Annotated in this window: 21 protein-coding genes; all 21 read left to right on the forward strand. The window is 64.4% G+C overall.

Annotation, left to right across the window (positions count from 1 at the left end):
- Positions 1 to 183: 183 nt before the first annotated feature.
- Positions 184 to 1,434, forward strand: coding sequence for a type II secretion system F family protein (locus AB1402_01065; GenBank protein ID MEW6540190.1), 1,251 nt, complete (start codon positions 184 to 186; stop codon positions 1,432 to 1,434).
- Positions 1,435 to 1,457: 23 nt separating this feature from the next.
- Positions 1,458 to 1,943 (forward strand): prepilin-type N-terminal cleavage/methylation domain-containing protein, encoded by a 486-nt coding sequence (locus AB1402_01070; protein ID MEW6540191.1) that lies wholly within the window; start codon positions 1,458 to 1,460, stop codon positions 1,941 to 1,943.
- Between the two features lie 21 nt (positions 1,944 to 1,964).
- Positions 1,965 to 2,444, forward strand: coding sequence for a GspH/FimT family pseudopilin (locus tag AB1402_01075; GenBank protein MEW6540192.1), 480 nt, complete (start codon positions 1,965 to 1,967; stop codon positions 2,442 to 2,444).
- Positions 2,425 to 2,796, forward strand: coding sequence for a prepilin-type N-terminal cleavage/methylation domain-containing protein (locus AB1402_01080; GenBank protein MEW6540193.1), 372 nt, complete (start codon positions 2,425 to 2,427; stop codon positions 2,794 to 2,796). The genes AB1402_01075 and AB1402_01080 overlap by 20 nt, the downstream gene beginning before the upstream one ends.
- 83 nt (positions 2,797 to 2,879) lie before the next feature.
- Entirely contained in the window at positions 2,880 to 3,542 is a 663-nt protein-coding gene (locus AB1402_01085) for a prepilin-type N-terminal cleavage/methylation domain-containing protein (protein ID MEW6540194.1), read from the forward strand.
- A gap of 41 nt (positions 3,543 to 3,583) precedes the next feature.
- Entirely contained in the window at positions 3,584 to 4,753 is a 1,170-nt protein-coding gene (locus tag AB1402_01090) for a hypothetical protein (GenBank protein MEW6540195.1), read from the forward strand.
- Positions 4,754 to 4,986: 233 nt separating this feature from the next.
- Positions 4,987 to 6,069: a type IV pilus assembly protein PilM gene (pilM, locus tag AB1402_01095; GenBank protein ID MEW6540196.1), complete on the forward strand. Its 1,083-nt coding sequence runs from the start codon at positions 4,987 to 4,989 to the stop codon at positions 6,067 to 6,069.
- Entirely contained in the window at positions 6,069 to 6,764 is a 696-nt protein-coding gene (locus tag AB1402_01100) for a hypothetical protein (protein ID MEW6540197.1), read from the forward strand. The genes pilM and AB1402_01100 overlap by 1 nt, the downstream gene beginning before the upstream one ends.
- A 46-nt stretch (positions 6,765 to 6,810) precedes the next feature.
- The gene (pilO, locus tag AB1402_01105; GenBank protein MEW6540198.1) at positions 6,811 to 7,509 is read left to right on the forward strand and encodes a type 4a pilus biogenesis protein PilO; all 699 of its coding nucleotides are present in this window, start codon (positions 6,811 to 6,813) and stop codon (positions 7,507 to 7,509) included.
- Between the two features lie 262 nt (positions 7,510 to 7,771).
- The gene (locus AB1402_01110) at positions 7,772 to 9,268 is read left to right on the forward strand and encodes a TldD/PmbA family protein (GenBank protein MEW6540199.1); all 1,497 of its coding nucleotides are present in this window, start codon (positions 7,772 to 7,774) and stop codon (positions 9,266 to 9,268) included.
- 262 nt (positions 9,269 to 9,530) lie between these two features.
- A complete protein-coding gene (locus AB1402_01115) occupies positions 9,531 to 10,874 on the forward strand; it encodes a TldD/PmbA family protein (GenBank protein MEW6540200.1) in 1,344 nt (447 codons plus the stop codon).
- 250 nt (positions 10,875 to 11,124) lie between these two features.
- Complete coding sequence (aroQ, locus tag AB1402_01120) at positions 11,125 to 11,577, forward strand: type II 3-dehydroquinate dehydratase (GenBank protein MEW6540201.1); 453 nt, start codon at positions 11,125 to 11,127, stop codon at positions 11,575 to 11,577.
- A complete protein-coding gene (locus AB1402_01125; protein ID MEW6540202.1) occupies positions 11,570 to 12,643 on the forward strand; it encodes a Xaa-Pro peptidase family protein in 1,074 nt (357 codons plus the stop codon). The genes aroQ and AB1402_01125 overlap by 8 nt, the downstream gene beginning before the upstream one ends.
- Positions 12,644 to 12,671: 28 nt before the next feature.
- A complete protein-coding gene (gene efp, locus AB1402_01130) occupies positions 12,672 to 13,229 on the forward strand; it encodes an elongation factor P (GenBank protein ID MEW6540203.1) in 558 nt (185 codons plus the stop codon).
- Positions 13,230 to 13,330: 101 nt separating this feature from the next.
- Positions 13,331 to 13,753 (forward strand): CD1247 N-terminal domain-containing protein, encoded by a 423-nt coding sequence (locus AB1402_01135; protein MEW6540204.1) that lies wholly within the window; start codon positions 13,331 to 13,333, stop codon positions 13,751 to 13,753.
- Between the two features lie 121 nt (positions 13,754 to 13,874).
- Positions 13,875 to 14,879, forward strand: coding sequence for a stage III sporulation protein AA (gene spoIIIAA / locus AB1402_01140; GenBank protein MEW6540205.1), 1,005 nt, complete (start codon positions 13,875 to 13,877; stop codon positions 14,877 to 14,879).
- A gap of 55 nt (positions 14,880 to 14,934) precedes the next feature.
- A complete protein-coding gene (locus AB1402_01145) occupies positions 14,935 to 15,453 on the forward strand; it encodes a stage III sporulation protein AB (protein MEW6540206.1) in 519 nt (172 codons plus the stop codon).
- Positions 15,454 to 15,465: 12 nt separating this feature from the next.
- Entirely contained in the window at positions 15,466 to 15,669 is a 204-nt protein-coding gene (spoIIIAC, locus tag AB1402_01150; GenBank protein MEW6540207.1) for a stage III sporulation protein AC, read from the forward strand.
- A gap of 13 nt (positions 15,670 to 15,682) precedes the next feature.
- The gene (gene spoIIIAD / locus AB1402_01155; GenBank protein MEW6540208.1) at positions 15,683 to 16,069 is read left to right on the forward strand and encodes a stage III sporulation protein AD; all 387 of its coding nucleotides are present in this window, start codon (positions 15,683 to 15,685) and stop codon (positions 16,067 to 16,069) included.
- 152 nt (positions 16,070 to 16,221) lie between these two features.
- Positions 16,222 to 17,385, forward strand: a complete 1,164-nt coding sequence (gene spoIIIAE / locus AB1402_01160) for a stage III sporulation protein AE (GenBank protein ID MEW6540209.1) — start codon at positions 16,222 to 16,224, stop codon at positions 17,383 to 17,385.
- A gap of 84 nt (positions 17,386 to 17,469) precedes the next feature.
- Positions 17,470 to 18,048 carry a stage III sporulation protein AF gene (locus tag AB1402_01165; protein ID MEW6540210.1) on the forward strand — a complete coding sequence of 193 codons (579 nt, stop codon included), beginning with the start codon at positions 17,470 to 17,472 and terminating at the stop codon, positions 18,046 to 18,048.
- Positions 18,049 to 18,052: the final 4 nt, after the last annotated feature.

Genomic DNA, 18,052 nt, shown 5'->3' on the forward strand with positions numbered 1-18,052 from the left:
AGATTCTGCGGGTAGCTTACGCCGATTAGGCGCGGCCTTTCGCGCACACCGCCATACCACCGCTAGAGATCCCACGCCACATAAACCTCGGATCCAACCTTTTTTTGCCCAATGCCCAACATTTGCCGATTGTTCGGCAGGAAACCAGGTCCTGGGATAGAATATTGTGCCAAATAAGGCAAAGTGGTTTCCGACTTCCTCAAAAAGGGGGTTATTCTCCTGGTATTCGCCTACCGGGCGCGTGACCGCCAGGGACGCCGCCTGACCGGTTACGTGGAAGCGGAGGACACAGCCGCCGCGGCGGCCTCCCTATGGGCCAGGGAGTTCATTGTGGTCGACTTGAAAGTCGCTTCCGGAAAAAAAAGGGATGCGGTCCGGGCGTTTCGGTTCACGCGGGCGAAGGTGCCGGCCCGGGAACTGGCCCTGTTTTCCCGGCAGTCAGCCGCGTTGCTCGACGCCGGTGTGCCGGTATTAAGGGCGCTCCGGTTTTTGGGCTCCGCCTCCCGCAACCGTGTTTTGCGCGAGGCGCTCGAAGAGGTGGCCGCGGCCGTCGAACGCGGTTCTTCCCTGACGGGAGCGTTCCGGCGTCACCCCGGTGTTTTCCCGCCCGTTTTCACCAGTCTGGTGGAGGCCGGGGAATTGGGAGGCCATCTTCACGCCGTGCTGGAGCGGCTGTCCATACACTACGAGAGGGAACATCTGTTCCGTGAAAAGATGCGCTCGGTTCTGACCTATCCGCTGATTGTATTGAGCATCGCCGCTTTAGCGGTGGGGGTGCTCACGACTTTTGTGATTCCGACAATGGCGGGCTTTTTGATGCAGACCGGAATGCCGCTGCCGCCCGTAACCGAGAGTGTGCTGACGGTCAGCCGGGCGGCCAACCAATACTGGTACCTGGTTTTCGGGAGCCTGGCGGTCCTGGCGGCCGGCCTGAGGCGCGTGGTGGATACACCCCGGGGCCGGGAGTTCCGGGACCGCCTTCTCCTGCGGATGCCCATCTTTGGCCGTCTGATCAGAAACATCATTGCCGCGCGGTTTTGCCGGACGTTCGCCGGCCTCACCCGCAGCGGGGTGCCGATTCTACAGGCCATGGACGTGGTGGCCAAAACGGTGGGCAACGCCGGGGTGGCCCGGGCGGTTGAGGAGGCGGCGGCCGGTATCGGCCGTGGGGACGGGATCGCGGGCCGGCTCGAGCAAAGCCGGCAGTTCCCGGTTATGGTCACGCAGATGATGGCCGTGGGGGAGGAAACCGGCGCCTGGGACACCCTGTTGGAAAAGGTGGCGGTCTACTACGAGCACGAAGTCGACCAGACTGTTTCCAGGCTCTCCTCCACGCTGGAACCGGTCCTGATCCTGGTGGTGGGGGGAGTAGTCGGTCTCGTCATCATGGCGGTCCTGCTGCCGCTTCTAGATGTGATTTCCAGCATCCAGTAAAAAAACAGCAAAGAGGATTGGTCATGGCGATAACAAGCCTGCTCCGGAGCGCCGCGTCCGGACGGCGCGGTTTCACCCTCGTGGAAGTCCTGCTGGTGATAATCATTCTCGGCATCATCACCGTCATCGCTCTGCCCCGGTTTGTCGGACACACCGACCGGGCGCGGACGAGCGTGGTATTGGCCGAATTGCAGTCTATGAAGACGGTGGTGGAACTCCATTTCGCGGAGGCGGGCCGCCTGCCGGCGGCGAGTGTCAGCGACCAGCCCGGCACCGTGCGGAGGGTGATGAATGACGGCGGCCTCAACTGGGGCGGTCCGGCGGGGCTCGGGAATGCGTGGGGCAACCCTTACCACTACGCCACCTCCGGGACGCGCTATATCGTCTACACCCAAGACAATTCCGGTGCTCCCGGCGTATTTTTCTTCGTGACGGACGCCCACCCGCCGGGTACGGGGCCTAAGCCCGCGAGCTACGATTTGGCCGGTCCCGTGCCGAGCCGGTCTTAGGAACCGGTGGCGGTGAGGCGGGTGGCGGTGAGGCCGCGGGTAAGACCTCGAGCGGGTTTCACCCTGGTGGAACTGGTGGTGGTGATGGTTATCGCCGTCGTGCTGCTGGGGCTGACGGTGCCGGGTTTCGTCAAGGTCATCGCCCGGTACCAGTCCGAGAGCGCGGCGCGGCGCATGGTCGCCGATCTGCGGGAGACCCGGGAGCTGGCCCGGATGGAAAACACCAGCTACGAGATCCAGTTCTTCACTGCCGCGGACCGGTACCACGTCAAACGGTTCGACAGCCTGACTGCAAGGCAAAGGGTACCGCTGCCCGGGCCGGTGGACCTGGAACACGCCGGTTTCGGAGCGTCGGGTAGCGTCCTGCGGTTTAACGCCCACGGGGAGCCCAATTGGAACGGGACGGTAACGCTCAAAAACCGGGTGACCGGGGAGAGACGGTACGTGATTGTGAGCAAAAGCGGCCGGGTGCGGGTCAGTGATGTATCGGCGGCGGAGTGAACGGGGGCTCCACCGCCGTCAGGCCGGCTTGACCCTGCTGGAGGTCCTGCTGGCGGCGTTTATCCTGGGTCTGGCGGGCGTTGCGGTTTCAAGCCTGCTGATGGTCAGCGCCCAACTCCAGTCTGAGGCCCGCCATCATGTGGAGGCCCTGCGGGCGGCGGAATCGCTGTTGGAGGCGTACAAAGCCCGGCCTTATGAAGATATTGTTCCGCCTGGAGAAAGGGTTGACGACCGGGTGGTGGTGGAAGTGGGCGAACGCGGCGGCCTCAAGGTGGTTACGGTGACGGTTTTCTATCCGGCGGGGGAAAGCGTGAAGTCCGTCTCGCTGACCCTGGAGCGCGGACCCCGGTGAGCTGCCACTTGAGAGGGTGTCGTTGCCGGCCTGCGCGCGCCTGCTACTCTGAAAATCCCCTCTCCCTCTGGGAGAGGGTTAGGGTGAGGGGTATTTTCATTCTGCCGATGGTGCCGCTAGAGCGGCAAGGGTGTCTACTCGAAAACAATCGCAGGGTGCGCTTCCGGGCGGGGCGGCCGACGGTCCGAAGGCGGTTTCCGGCCTGTGACCGCGGCGTGACGCTCGTGGAAGCGCTGGTTGCGGCCCTGCTGCTGGCGCTGGTGATGGTTGCGGTTCTGGGGCTGTACGGCCGGGCGGTCGTTTATCTCCAGCGCGCCCAAACAGCCGCCGACCTGGAGGACCACGTGCGGGTTTCCCTGAACACCCTGGGGTCCGACCTCCGGAACGCCCGCACTTTGAACTGGCTGACCGGGCCCCCGGCCCGGATCCAGCCCAATACGGCGGCTGACCTCTTCGAATTGGCCGTGCCCCGGAGAGCAATACCCTGGGAAACAGAGAGCATTCGTTACTCTTGGGCGCCAACGGGTACCGGCGATACCAGAAACGTGCTGCGGCGCCAGGTTGGTTCGGCTGTTCCCCAGCCCATTGCCCACCACATCGTGGGCGTCGAGATTGATCTGGAAACCGGAAACGGGCTGGGGGACCGGGGATTGGTGCTGGTAACCCTGCGGGCGGAAAGGGATTACGGAGGGAGGCCGGTAGAGGCGGAGGCGACCGGCAGGTTCCAAATGCGGGTGGTGGACTGAGCTTTGCCGCAGGGCGGAGCGCGACGGGGGTGGGCGTCTTTTTGCGGAGGGACGGCGGACAAGCCTTACTGTTTGTGGTGCTTATCCTGGCGGTTCTGCTGGTTGCCGGCACGGCGGGCGTCGCCTTGGCTTCGGGCCTGAAGCGGATATCCATGATGCAGGAGTGGCGCACCAGGGCCTATTTCGCGGCGGAAGCCGGAGCGGAACGGGCGTTGCTGAGGCTGGCGCGGGAGCCGGAATGGCGCGATCCCGCGGGTCTCGAACTGGCCGCGCCTTACCTGTCGAGTGGCGGAGAGCCGGCGGGGACGATTGTGCGGGTCCGGGTTGCGGACGCCCCCACCCAACCGGGTTTCGGCCGCCGGGTGCAGATCACGGCCACCGGCGCCTGGCGGGAGGCCGAACAGCAGGTTGCGCTCACGGTCGTCCTTGCCTCCAACACCGACCTGTTCAGCGGCTTCTCCATTTTGCCGGACGCTGAAATCCGGCGGGTGGCGGTTTCCGGAGAGCTCTACATCGAGAGCCCTGCGGGAAAAGGGCACCTGCTCATCGACGGCGACCTGGCCGTGGAGGTTGGCGGCTACGTTGCGGCCGACGCTTGCGTTTCGGGGCGGGTGGAACCCGGCGGCAAGGCCCGGATTCAGGGGCGGGTGGAGGAACGCTTTTCCGGTATTCCCCGGTTCCCCACCGTGGATGAGGAGTGGCTGGGCAGGCACGCCACCGAGGTATTTGCAGGCGACCTCACCATCGGCGATTCCGGGGAGGACGATCGGCACATTTCGACCCTGGCCGGGCACGGCATCTACTTCGTGGAAGGGACGATCACCATCGCCGGGGTGTATCACCACCGGGCCACCCTGGTGGCAGGCGGCGACATTCGAATCACCGGCGACCTGGTGCGTGCCGGCGGCGATGTCGGCCTGCTTACGCTGATTGCGCTCGGCGGCCGGGCTGGCACCGGCGGGGATGCGGCCGTCCTGGCGGAAAACGCCGTGGTGGACGCACTGATCCTGGCGCAGGGCAGCTTCAGCCCGGCCGGCAACGTGGCGTTGCGGGGCGGGGTCGTGGCCCGCAGCTTGGCGGCAGCGGGCCGGGACGCGCCGCCGGCGCCCGCGGTCCGCATCAGTTGCGACACCGCCCCGGTCCCGGCGAACGTTCCGCCAAGGGAGGCGGTGCGCACGCGGCCAAGGCTTGAATCCTGGGTCGGCGGCTAAAAGCCTTGACCTCCGTTAAACGTCTGGCAATCGGACTCGAAGCGCCAAGGTTGCACGACCTCATCGCCGGCCGCAGAAAAAGTATTCAACGGGAGGGCCGTTTTCATCCTTCCGATGGTGCCGCTAGAGTGGCATGGTTGTCTTGAAAGAAGAAAACCCCGCGGGGATCGTCTTTAGAAAGCCGAGCCGCTAGAGCGGCATGGTTGTCTTGAAAGGAGCAGTAAACACGGGACATGGCGCGGTTCTGGAAAGCTTTCCGGTTTGGGGCCCGAGCAAACCGAGTATGCACCGGCGTGGACCTGGGCACCCACGAGATCAAGGTGGTTCGGATGGCGCACAACGGCAGCCGTCCGGCGGTGCTGGGGTGGGCGGCGGTTCCCAGCCCGGCCGGCGCCGAACCGGACGGGCCGAACCGGCCGGAGACGGCCGCAGCCCTCGAGGAGGCCCTGCAAGCCGCCGGCGCGGTTGAGGGCGCGGACGGGTTGGTAACCGCGATCGGCGGCGGGCGGGTGATCACCCGGAACATTCTGCTGCCCGCAATGCCGGAAAGGGAGCTTGAGACCGCCGTACAGTGGGAAGCGGAGCGGCACATCCCCGTGCCCCTGGATCAGTTGGTCATTCGGCACGTAAACCTGGGGGAAGTGGTGACGGAGGGGACGACCCGGCTTCACGTCCTCCTGGTGGGAGCACCCCGGAAGTTGGTCCGGGACTACGCCGCCCTCTTCCGGGAGGCGGGGCGGGAGTTGAGCGCCGTGGATTTGCAGTGCCTGGCCCTGTGGCGGTTGTTTTTCGGCTTCCAACCGGAGAAGATTGGGCCCGAAACGGTGGCGCTGCTGGATATTGGGGCCAACCACACGGAACTGGTGATAGTTCAAGACGGTTCTTATTGTGGTTCTCGTTCCCTGCCGGGCGGCGCCGGCAACTTGTCCGGGGCTTTGTATTCCCTTTCGGGGACCGGCCCCGCGGCGGACTGCGAACCGGGCGAAAACCGGGAGGTCCAGCGCCGCGGCGGGGCCTCATGGCGGGAAACCGGGCCGGAGTACGCCGCGGGGGCTTTTGGCGCCCACCTCCTGCCCAATATCAGGCGCTCCCTGGAATGGTATCAGAGCCGGAACCGGGGACGCCGCGTGGAACGGCTCATTGTTTCCGGGGGCGGCAGCCGGAAAGACGGCGTGACCGGCTACCTCGCCGGGCAATTGTCGCTCCCGGTCGATACCGGCCGGGCACCGGTTTCGTTTCCCGGTGCCCAGGAAGCGGCGTTCGACCCGAAGTTCGCGGTGGCGGCGGGGCTGGCGCTGTGGGAGATGGTGCGCTGATGCCCAGAGTCAATCTGCTGACCTCCGAAGTCCGGGACTCCGCCAATGTACGCCGGCCGGCCGGGGCTTGGAGCACGGCTGGGCGGGCAGCCGCCCTGCTCCTCGTGGCTGGTTACGCGCTGTTCCTGCTGGCGGCTTACGCGTCCGGGCTGGAACTGGAGCGGCATCGTGCCGCCCTCGCGCTCCTCGAACCCGAGGTTCATGCGGTCCTGGAGCTGCGCGCGGAGAGAGAGCGGGCGGAGTCCAGGCTCCAGGCCTGGCGGGAAGCGGCAAACCACGGCGGAGAATGGGCGGACTTGCTGGGCCAGGTGACCGGCGTTCTGCCGGCGGATATTTGGCTGACCTCCTTGCACCTTGTCCCCGGGGAAGAGGAACCAAACCCCGAACTGGCAGCACCACCCCCGGCGGTGCATCATCCCCTTGTCCCCGGGGAAGAGGAACGAAACCCCGGAGGAAACCCCGATGGTGGTGCCGGTGGCGGTGCGGGTGAAGAACCCCCGGTGGCGGTGGTGGTGCGGATTGAGGGTGCGGCCGGCACACTGGCCTCGGTGGGGCGGTTTCTCCACGGCCTGCAGCGGCGGCCCTGCTTTTCGGGGGCCGAACTGCAGAGCGTAAGAGAAGGCAAAGACGGTGTGCTGGTGTTTGCAGTCGATGTGAGATTGGCGGGGAACGGCCGTGTGGCTGCGTTTGAGTGAGTGGGCCCGGAAAAGGGGGATCCGGTGGGGTGCGGCTTTGGCGGCCGTGTTTTTTGTGGTGTACGTGTTCACACCGCAGTCGACCCGGTTTTTGGAAACCCGGCGCGACATCCGGGGCTTGGAACGCGAGTTGGCGGCGGCCGGGGAGGTCCTGGCCGCGGAGGCGGTCCACCGGGCCGCGCTTGAGAAGACCGAGGCGGAACTCGGCCGCTTGCGGGGACGGTTTTCGGCCGACGTCACCGACGGAAAGATGATGGCTGAAATCGGGTTCAAGGCGGCCGCCGCCGGGGTGGACGTTGTGAACTTTCAGCCCCGGGAGGTGCTCCAAAGTGAACACCTGCGGCAATTTCCCGTTGAGATCGGGGTGCGGGGCCGCTTTTCGGAGGTGGCGACCTTTATGGAACTGCTCCGGAGTCTCTCGAACCCGGCAGAAATCCGCGAGTTCGCCATCCGTGGGGAGCGAGAACCGGAACACGGGCGGGTGTGGGCTGACTTCCTGCTGGTACTGTATTCAGAGAATAACCCCGCTCGCGCCGCCAAAGGCCCGGACGGTCTCCTCAGCGGTGAGGTACTGTATTCAGAGAATAACCCCGCTCGCGCCGGTGACTTTGGTGCCGGGGAAAGTGTGCCGCGGCACAATCCGTTTGAACCGTCGGTTTTGGCGGCCGATGCCGACCACGGCCCTCAGGAGCCCTTCGCCGTGAACCGGCCGCCTTTTGCGCTTCCTGAAACGGGAGTCAAGTAAGAACTAAAACAGGCCGCTCCGGCGCAGGACTGATGCACGAAGAATAGCCGCAATAGCGGGGGGAAACTATCTCGCGCACCAGTCCCTGGAAACCTTGATATGGCTCTCGTTATAAAGATCATGCGTCAGTCCTGGTGTCGCATGGCAGGTGTTGGACGTGTCCGGCCGGATGCTGTAAACTGGAAAGCGATAATATTGGCGCTTGGAACGGCAAAGACTATTGGTGGGCAATCATTCTCAATTGTCGGGGGGTTTTTTGTTCTTGGTCGACAAGGACTTATTGAAAGAAGCGCTGGCCGTGGCCGTGTCTCGCGGGGGTGATTTCGCGGACATCTTCGTGGAGTCCAGGCAAGTCAGCGCCGTTGGCTTGGAAGACGGCAAGGTCGAACGGACGCAGTCGGGCACCGAGGCGGGCGCCGGGGTGCGGGTGTGGTCGGGGGACGCCACGGTCTACGCGTACACGAACGAACTGGACCGGGAGGGCCTGCTGCGGGCGGCGCGCATTGCGGCGCAAGCCCTCGGGAACGGACAGAAGGACGTGACGGTGGACTTGACCAGCGTCAGGCCGGAGCTGACCTTTCCGGTGCGGGAGCAGCCCGGGGACGTCGCCGCCGAACGGAAGGCGGAAATGGTGCGGGCGGCGGACCAGAGCGCCCGGGCGGTCGACACCGAACGCATCAAACAAGTAATGGCCGGGTATGGGGACCTGGTTCAGGAGGTGGTGATCGCCAACACCACCGGCACCCACGTGGAGGGCCGGCGCGTCCGTACCCGGTTCGTGGTTCAGGCGGTGGCCGCCGGCAACGGCGTCATCCAGACGGGTGCCGAGGCCGGGGCGGGGATTGTGGGTTTTGAGTTTTTCGACAGTCACGACCCCCGGCGGATGGGGGCCACGGCCGCTGAACGAGCAAAAGCGCTTTTGAGCGCCGAACCGGCCCCGTCCGGCCGCATGCCGGTGGTCCTGTCCGGGACGGCGGGTGGGACCATGGTGCACGAAGCTTGTGGTCATGGGCTGGAGGCCGACCTGGTCCAGAAGGGGCTTTCGGTTTACGGGGGCCAAGAAGGCCGGGAGGTGGCCGCGCCCGCGGTTACGGTGGTTGATGACGCGACGCTTCCGGACCGGTACGGGTCGTATGCGTTCGACGACGAGGGGGTGCCGGCCCGGTCGGTGACCCTGATCCGGGAAGGCGTGCTCGAAGATTATCTCTTTGACCGGCTGTCGGCCAAAAAGAGCGGGCGGGAGTCCAACGGGCACGGGCGGCGGGAGTCGTACCAGCACCGGCCGATACCCCGGATGGCCAATACCTTTATCGCCGCGGGGAAGGATGCGCCGGACGAGATCCTGCGGGAGGCGGGCAACGGGTTGCTGGTCCGAAAAATGGGGGGCGGCCAGGTGAACACGACCACCGGTGATTTCGTGTTCGAAGTGGCCGAGGGATACCTGATTCGTGACGGGGAGGCAGGCCCGATGGTCCGGGGGGCCACCCTGACCGGCAACGGTCCGGAAGTCCTGCGGCGGGTGGCCATGGTCGGCTCCGACCTGGAGTTCACCATCGGGACTTGCGGCAAGGACGGCCAAGGGGTGCCCGTGAGTGACGCGCAGCCCACGATGCTGGTGGGCAGAAGCCGCACGGACTCTCCGATCGTCGTGGGCGGCACCCGGCAGATGGGGGACGGTCCTGAAGTCCGCAGGGTTGAAAACAACGCCGATACGGAGTTTTCCGTCCGGAAGTACCGGGGGCGGATCAGGCGCCTGTAGTCTTACCGCTTCGAGTGCGTCCAGTATGGAGCTTAGAGCATCGGGGGAGCACGATTGATCGGTTTAAACCGGGCAATCCGGTGCCGGGCGGTTTGATCCGCCCGTTTTTGCCGTAATCGGCCGCGATCATCGGCCGGCGGGGTGAGCAGGGTTTTGAGCCGGCGGCGGCGAACACATTTTAGGTTCGGTCTCGGGGAGAAATACTAGTCAGAACCAAGGTGTTGACCCGAAGATTTGCGTGGAAGGGGAGCTATGTCACCCCATGTCGGAATCCGTTTTTCTGGGCAGGGCCGCCCAAGCCGTGGAAGCGGCGCTCAGCGCGGGCGCTGATGCCGCCGAAGCTTACTTCACGAGCGGAACCAGCATTGAAATCGAGGTTCGGGACGGCCGGGTCGAAACCACGAAAAGCGCGGCCGAAAAAGGGTTGGGGCTCCGCGTTTTTCGGACCCGCCGACTTGGATATGCCTACACCACGGACCTGTCACCCGGCGGCCTGAAAGAGACGGCGCAGCGGGCGGTGGCCTGCGCTGCCCTGACCGCCGAGGACGGGTTTTACCGTCTGCCTGATCCGGTTCCGGCCTACCCGGAAGTCGACATTTTTGACCCCCGGCTGCCGGAGAAAAAGATTGACGAGAAGATCGAACTGGCCCGGCGGATGGAGGCGGTGGCCCGGGCCTACGATCCCCGGGTGACCATCGTGGAGAGTTCGACCTACCAGGACGGGCTGGTGGAGGTCGGGATCGTGAACAGTGCCGGTGTCTCCGCCTACTACCGGGGGGCGGTCTGCGGCCTGTATATCGCCCTGACCGCCCGGGAAGGCGATGATCACCAGACGGGGTTCGCGCTTGCCTTCAAACCCCGCTTTGAGGATTTGAACCCGGAAGAGGTGGGCCGGGAAGCGGCCCAACGGGCGGTGCGGATGTTGGGGGCGCGCCGGCAGCCGGGCATGGAAGTGCCGGTGGTGCTGGACCCGTACGTGATGGTCAGTTTCCTGGGCGTTCTTGCCCCGGCGCTGACGGCCGAGGCGGTCCAGAAGGGCCGTTCGCTGCTTGCGGGCCGGGTGGGCGAAGCGGTGGCCTCCGAACTGGTAACCATCGTCGACGACGGAACCCTGGCGGGGGGAGTGCGTTCGGCGCCCTTTGACGGGGAAGGAGTTCCTTCATCCCGTTCGGTGCTGATCGAAAAGGGGTTCCTGCAGGGATACCTCTATAACACCTATACCGCGGCGAAGGACGGAGTGGGTTCGACCGGCAACGGGGTAAGGCCGTCCTACAAGGGCGCGCCCGACGTGGGCACCACCAACTTTTTCCTGGCCCCGGGGGAGAAGGACCCGGAGGAGCTGATCGGGGAGATTCACTCGGGCTTCTACGTGGGTGAGGTGATGGGCATGCACACCGCCAACCCGATTTCCGGGGATTTCTCAGTGGGCGCCACGGGACTCTGGATCGAAAACGGCCGGTTGTCCTATCCCGTACGGGGACTGGCGATCGCCGGGAACATCGTGGAGTTGCTGAAGGCGGTGGACGCGGTCGCAAGCGACCTGCGTTTCTTCGGGGGCAAGGGGGCGCCCACGGTACGCATCAGCCGGCTTTCCGTCAGCGGCTGAAACAGACAACCATGCCGCTCTAGCGGCACCATTGGAAGGATGAAAATACCCCTCACCCTGACCCTCTCCCAGAGGGAGAGGGGATTTTCAGGGTAGGTCATCCGGGAAAGCAGGCCAAAAGGGGTCAGGCCGTTTTCGGAGGGATAAGCCTGTTCTCGAGGAAGGAGTGTCGCTCTCGCGCATACTGGTGCTGCACGCGCCCAGGCCCTGCAGCTCACTGGCGCAGATCTTTTAGAAGGGGGTGTTGCTTTTGCGCATACTGGTGCTGCACGGCCCGAACTTAAACCTTCTGGGCCGGCGGGAGACCGGGATTTACGGCACCAAAACCCTGGCCGACATTGACGCTCAGTTGCGTCAACTGGCGTCCGAACTGGGTGTGGGCCTGGAGTGCGTGCAGTCCAACTCGGAGGCGGCCTTGATCGAGCGCCTGCACAGCGCCCCCGCCAGCGCGGACGCGGTGGTCTTAAACCCCGCCGCCTTCACCCACTACAGCATCGCCTTGCGCGACGCGGTGGCGGCATGCGGCCTGCCGGTGGTGGAAGTGCACCTGTCCAATATTCACGCCCGGGAGGAGTTCCGTCGCCTTTCAGTGATTGCGCCGGCCGCGGCGGGCCAAATCTCGGGCTTCGGTGCGGCGGGCTACTTGCTCGCTTTGCGGGCGGCGGTGGAACTCGCTTCCGGACGGGCAGGCGACCGTGCTTAAGCGGGTGGAACGCGCAAGACAGTTGATCAGCGAGTCCGGATTGGAGGCCCTGATCGTCACCGGAATGGACAACATCCGCTACTTGAGCGGTTTCACGGGTTCGGCCGGGGTATTGCTGGTCAGCGGCGGGAGGGCTTTTTTGTGCACCGATTCAAGGTACGTCACGCAAGCCGCGGAAGAGGCTTACGCTTTTGAGATCGTCAAGATCGAGAAAACGTGGCCGGAGAAGCTGGCCGAAACAGTGCCGGAACTCCGGGGAATGAGGGTGGGGTTCGAGAGCGAGCATGTCACCTACCACCAATTTCAGCTCATGGCGGAGGTACTGGCGGCTGCGGAGCTGGAGCCGGTGAAGGGCCTGGTTGAAGGTTTGCGGGCGGTGAAGGAAGAACCCGAGATCGACAAGATTCGGCGGGCGGTCCGGCTGGTGGATGAGGCTTTCGCCGAGGTCTTGGACTACATCGAAGCGGGGCGGTCGGAGCGCGAGATCGCGCTCGAGCTGGAGTTCCACCTGCGGAGCCGCGGGGCCGAGCGGATGGCCTTTGACACGATCGTGGCTTCCGGCGCCCGCGCGGCGCTGCCGCACGGGGCGGCTTCGGGGAAACGGCTGGAGCACGGCGACCTGGTGGTGCTCGATTTCGGGGCGGTTTGTGACGGCTACTGCTCGGATTTCACGCGGACGGTGCTGGTGGGCGGGACTCCGGAACCCTGGCAGGAGGAGATCTTCGAGGTGGTGCTGGAGGCCCAAACCGCGGGTATCAGTGCGGTGCGGGCCGGTGTTCCGGCGCTCGACGTGGACCGGTCGGTCCGTGAAGTGATCGCCGGCCGCGGTTACGGGGACTATTTCGGACACGGTTCCGGACACGGGTTGGGCCTTCATGTGCACGAGCCGCCGCGCCTGGACCGGTTCAGCACGGAGACCCTGGAAGCAGGCATGGTGGTCACGGTTGAGCCGGGCATCTATCTGCCGGGGCGCGGCGGAGTGCGGATCGAGGACGTGGTTGTGGTTCGGGAGAATGGAGCCGAGGTCTTGACTGGCACGGCTAAGGACCGGCTCTTCAGCGTGTAGGATACATTTTCGGAGGAGGCGGTAGTCTTTGATCTCCACTAACGAATTTCGCACCGGTCTGACCGTGGAGGTGGACGGAGAACCGTGCCAGGTGATCGAGTTCATGCACGTGAAACCGGGCAAAGGTTCACCGTTTGTCCGGGCCAAGCTCAAGAACCTGCGCACCGGATCCATCGCCGAGCGGACGTTTAACGCCGGGGAGAAGCTTCCCCGGGCGATCCTGGAACGCAAGGAGATGCAGTACCTCTACAATGACGGCGCAAACTACCACTTGATGGACAACGAAACCTACGACCAGGTGGGATTGAGCGCCGGTCAACTGGGGGACGGGGTCAAGTACCTGAAGGAGAACATGGTCATCAATGTGGTTTATCACCGCGGCCAGGTCTTGGGCGTTGACCTGCCCAATACCGTTGAACTGGCCGTAGTCGAAACCACCCCGGGCATCAAGGGTGATACGGCGTCCGGCGGTTCGAAGCCGGCGACCCTGGAAACCGGCGTGGTGCTCCAGGTGCCCTTGTTCGTGGAAGAAGGGGACGTGATCCAGGTGGATACTCGTTCCGGCGCCTACATAAAACGAGTGTAAAGTGCAGTGTTTTAAAAACCCCTCTTTGCACACATACTAGAAGAATCTTGTAAAACCGGAGGCCGGGCACGGTCTCCCGGGAGAAGGGGGTTGGCTTTGTAATGACAAGCCTGAAGGCCCGTGTGGCCTACCTGCAGGGTCTCGCCGCGGGGCTGGAGCTGCCGGCCGATTCCAAAGAGGCCCGGCTCCTGGAGGGAATCGTTGAGATTCTGAGTGAATTCGCCGAGGCGGTGGAGGAACTCGAAGTGTCCCAGGAGCGGCTGGAGGATTACCTGGAGAGCATTGACGAAGATCTTTACGGACTGGAGAGAGACGTCTATCCTGACGAGGACGAGCACGGGATTGACACCCAGTACCTCGACGTCATGTGCCCGGAGTGCGAGGAGGCGGTCGGTCCGGATGGCCGTCCGGCCGGCGATGGCGGCATCTCGCTGGTCAATTGCCCTCACTGTGAGGGTGAGATACCCGTGAGACACAGCCCGGGGCGGATGGATACCCGGGAGGACGGAAACGAAACCCACTAGACACCTTGAGCGAGCGACAAAAACATCCAGAAGAGAGCGGTGCTGTTTTGCAAGCACCGCTCTTTTTGTTTGGTCTAGCGCGGGCCGCGCGGCATACCTATTAACGAGGAGGGGACAAACCGTGACGCCCGCCAATGAGCCGACCAACGGTCGAACTTACGGGGAAGTCTTAAGCTACTTTCCGGCCCCGCTCCGGGGCATGCTCGGACGGCTGCCGGCTTACCTCTGGCGTGAACTGGAGGAGATCCGGCTCCGGGTCGGCCAACCCCTGATTCTGGCCGCCGCCCGCGGCGAAATCATGCTGGACGCCGACGGCCGGACCGTACCCGAACCTCAGCAGGCCTACCGGGTGGGAGAGGACGACGTGGCCCGGACGGTGGAGTTGGTGACCGGGTCTTCGCTGTACGCGGTTGAAGACGAGCTGCGCCAGGGGTTTGTCACTGTTCCCGGAGGGCACCGGGTGGGTCTGGCCGGCCGGGTGGTGACCGATGGCGGTGTGGTGCGGACAATGAAGCACCTTTCCAGGGTGAACTTCCGGATCAGCCGGGAAGTGCCGGGAGCGGCGGACCGGGTGCTGCCCTGCCTGGTAGGCGGCGCCCGGGCGGTCTACAACACGCTGATCATTTCCCCACCGGGCTGCGGCAAGACCACCCTGCTGCGGGACCTGGTACGGCAGTTCTCCGCCGGGGTTCCCCGGCTCGGATTTGCCGGGCTGACGGTCGGGGTCGTTGACGAACGGTCGGAAATCGCCGGCTGTTACCGTGGCGTGCCCCAGCTGGACGTCGGTCCCCGTACCGATGTCCTGGACGGTTGCCCGAAAGCGGAGGGGATGATGATGCTCTTGCGGGCCTTTTCCCCGGACGTGATTGCCACCGATGAGCTGGGACGCCGCGAAGATGTGGCGGCGGTGGAAGAGATGTTGAACGCGGGCGTAAAGATTTTGGCCACCGCACACGCTGCTTCGCTGGAGGAACTGCGGGGCCGGCCCGTGTTGCGCTACATCCTGCGGCGGCGCATCATCGAGCGGTTCGTGATTTTGGAGTACGGGCGGGGCCCGGGAGTACTCAAGGCGGTTGTTGACGGCCACACGCACCGGGTTGTGGAGGGGTCCTCTTGTTTGCAGTAACCGCATGAAGGTTTTCGCATTTTAGGGCCGGTCGCCACGTTGTGGAGGGATCCTCTTGTTTGAAGTAGCCGGGGCGCTGATCCTGATCGGGTCGGCCGGGGCGCTGGGGTTGCTCGTGGCCAGGGATTACGCGCGCCGCCCGTACGAGCTGCGGGCCGTGCATTCCGCCCTGAACCTGCTGGAGACCGAGATTGTCTACGCGGCCGCCCCGCTGGCCGAAGCGCTGGAACAAGTCGGCGCCCGGGCGGAGAAGTGCGTGTCCGGGCTGTTCCTCAAAGCCCGGGCCGAACTGGGCGCCGGAGCGGGCACCACGGCGCAGGAGGCCTGGGAGTGCGCCCTGACGCAGTACCAGGCAAACTCCCATCTCCGGCCCGAAGACGTCGTGGTCCTGGAGGGGGTGGGCAAGGTACTCGGCACCTCAGACCGCCAGGACCAGGCCCGGCACCTGCGGGCGGCGCGGGAACGCCTCCATGCGCTGACCCAGAAAGCCGAGGACGAGGCCCGGCGGAACGTCAGGTTGTGGGCGTATCTGGGGTTCTTCGGCGGTTGTGCGGCGGTGTTGATTCTAGTCTAAAGGAGGGGGAGCGTGAACGTAGGCATCGACGTGATCTTCAAGATTGCCGGAGTCGGCATTCTCACCGCGGTGCTCCATTCGCTGCTGAAGCATGCCGGCAAGGAAGACCAGGCCCACCTGGCCACCCTGGCCGGGGTGGCGATTGTCCTGATGTGGGTGATTGACTTGCTCGGCAACCTCTTTGCCCAGGTCAAAACGGTATTCCGGTTGTTCTAGGCAGGTGTTGGGCGTGGAAATCACCCAGATTGTGGGCTTCGGCCTGGTCGCGGCCGTCCTGGTGGTCATCCTGCGGCAGTACAAGCCTGAAATCGCGCTCCTGGTGAGTTTGGCCGCCGGGATCACGCTCTTCATGCTGGTCCTGGGCAAAATCGGAGCGATCGTGGAAGTGCTCAAGGACTTATCCAGCCGGGCGAACGTAAACCTCGTGTATTTGGGGGTCATTCTGAAAATCGTCGGGATCGCCTATATCGCCGACTTTGGCGCCCAACTCTGCCGGGACGCCGGCGAGGGCGCCCTGGCGGCCAAGATCGAGTTCGCGGCGAAGATTCTGATCCTGGTCCTGGCCATTCCCATCGTGATGGCCGTGCTGGACATTTTAATGAAAATACTGGGCTAGGGCTGCTGAGCAGTCAGCATGCATTCCGGGGCCGGGGAACCGGTGAAGCGGTAAATTGGGAACCGGTGGCAAGTCTCGGATATCGTTTTGACTCCGGTTCTCTGTTCCCCATTCTGGATTCTGAATTCTGTTCTTCAGGGGTGGCGTTAGGCTTGTGGCGGGGATTGTGCGCCGGTTTGCTGGTGATTTTGCTGTTCGGGGTTCCCGGGCTGTCCTGGGCCGAGTCGCCCGGCGCCGGGGACGACCTCTTTTCTGAACTCGACCTGCGCCAAGTCGATGAGGCGGCCGGCGTGCTCCGCGCCGAAATCGACGCCGCCCTGCCCGACATGGATTTCAAGACCCTGGCGGTCTCCTTGGCGCGCGGCGATCTCGGATACACTCCAGGGGACTTGGCCGCGGCTCTCTGGCGGTATTTCTTCAGGGAGGTGCTCGCCAACGCCGCCCTGCTGGGCAAGCTGGTGGTGCTGGCCGTGATCTGCGCGGTGCTCCAGAACATTTCCGGCGCCTTTGAAAAGTCGACCACCAGCCGGATGGCGTATACCGCGGTCTACCTGGCGCTCATCACCATCGCCCTGGGGTCCTTCGTCATCGCTCTGAACACGGGCCGGGAGGCGATCGAAAACATGGTGGTATTCATGCACGCCATGCTGCCGGTGATGCTGACGTTGCTGTGCGCGGTGGGCGGGTTTGCTTCGGCGGCGCTGGTCCACCCGCTGATCGTGATTGTGATGAACGCCGCGGCCAACGTGGTCAAAAACGTGGTTTTCCCCCTGATTTTCTTTTCCGCCGTCCTGGGAATGATCAGTCACCTGGCCACCGGGTTCTCCCTCTCCCGGTTGGCCGATTTCCTGCGGTATGTGGGCCTGGGGGTAATGGGCGTATTGACCACGGTCTTCCTCGGGGTATTGACCATTCAGGGCGTCGCCGGCGCGGTGACCGAGGGCATCGCCTTCCGGACGGCCAAGTACGCCTCTCAGGCCTTCCTGCCGATCGTGGGCAAGATGTTTTCGGACGCGATGGAGATGATCGTGGGCTCGTCCCTGCTGGTGAAAAACGCCGTGGGCCTGGCCGGATTGCTGCTGATCTTTTTGATGGCCCTTTTTCCCCTCCTCAAGATCATCGTTCTGATTGTCATCTACAAACTGGCGGCCGCGCTGGTCCAACCGCTGGGGGAGTCCAGGCTGTCGGACTGCCTGAACACCCTGGGCAACGGCATTGTCGCCGTTTTCGGCGTGGTGGCCACCTGTGCGCTGTTGTTCTTTTTTGCGCTGGCCTTGATGACCGGACTCGGGAACCTGACCGTCATGCTGCGGTAGGAGAGGATGTAAACAGCATGTACCCCTATGTGATGCGAAAGAACCTGACCGTCACGCTGCAGCAGGAGGAGGTGGTGGCGCGCCTTGGATGCGCTGGAGAGTCTGGTTCGTGAACTCGTGGTTCTCGTCATCCTGGCCGTGGTCCTGGAACTGCTGCTGCCGGAAGGGGACCTGCGCCGGTACGTCCGGATGGTCCTGGGGCTTTTGATCATCGTGGCGGTCTTGCAGACGGCGGTGGGCTTCTGGAACCGGGATCTGGCCGCCGACCTCTCGTGGGTCACGCTCAGCCGGCCCGACCAGGAAGGGACCCGGGAAATCATCCGGGAAGGGGAACGGCTTTGGCAGTTGGGGCAGACCCAGGCCATGACCGAATACGAGGAGGGATTGGCCCGGCAAATCCGGGCCCTGGCCGGGCTGAATCAGGAGGTGGCCGTGGCGGACGTTGACGTGCGTTTCGCACCAGGAAGGACGGCCGGGGAACCCGGACGCCTGGAGGAGGTGATCCTGATCCTGGGCGGAGAGCACGGGGGTGCGGCGGAGGTGCCGGTCGGCGCCCAGCTTGGAAGCCGGCCCGCGCCCGATCCGGAAGCGGTGGCGAGGCTCCGCGGTTTGGTGGCCGACTTCTACGGCCTAACTCCCGAACAGGTTAAGGTGCGGCAATGATTTA

It is taken from the genome of Bacillota bacterium, assembly GCA_040757205.1.
In the GTDB taxonomy this organism is placed as follows: domain Bacteria; phylum Bacillota; class Desulfotomaculia; order Desulfotomaculales; family Desulforudaceae; genus Desulforudis.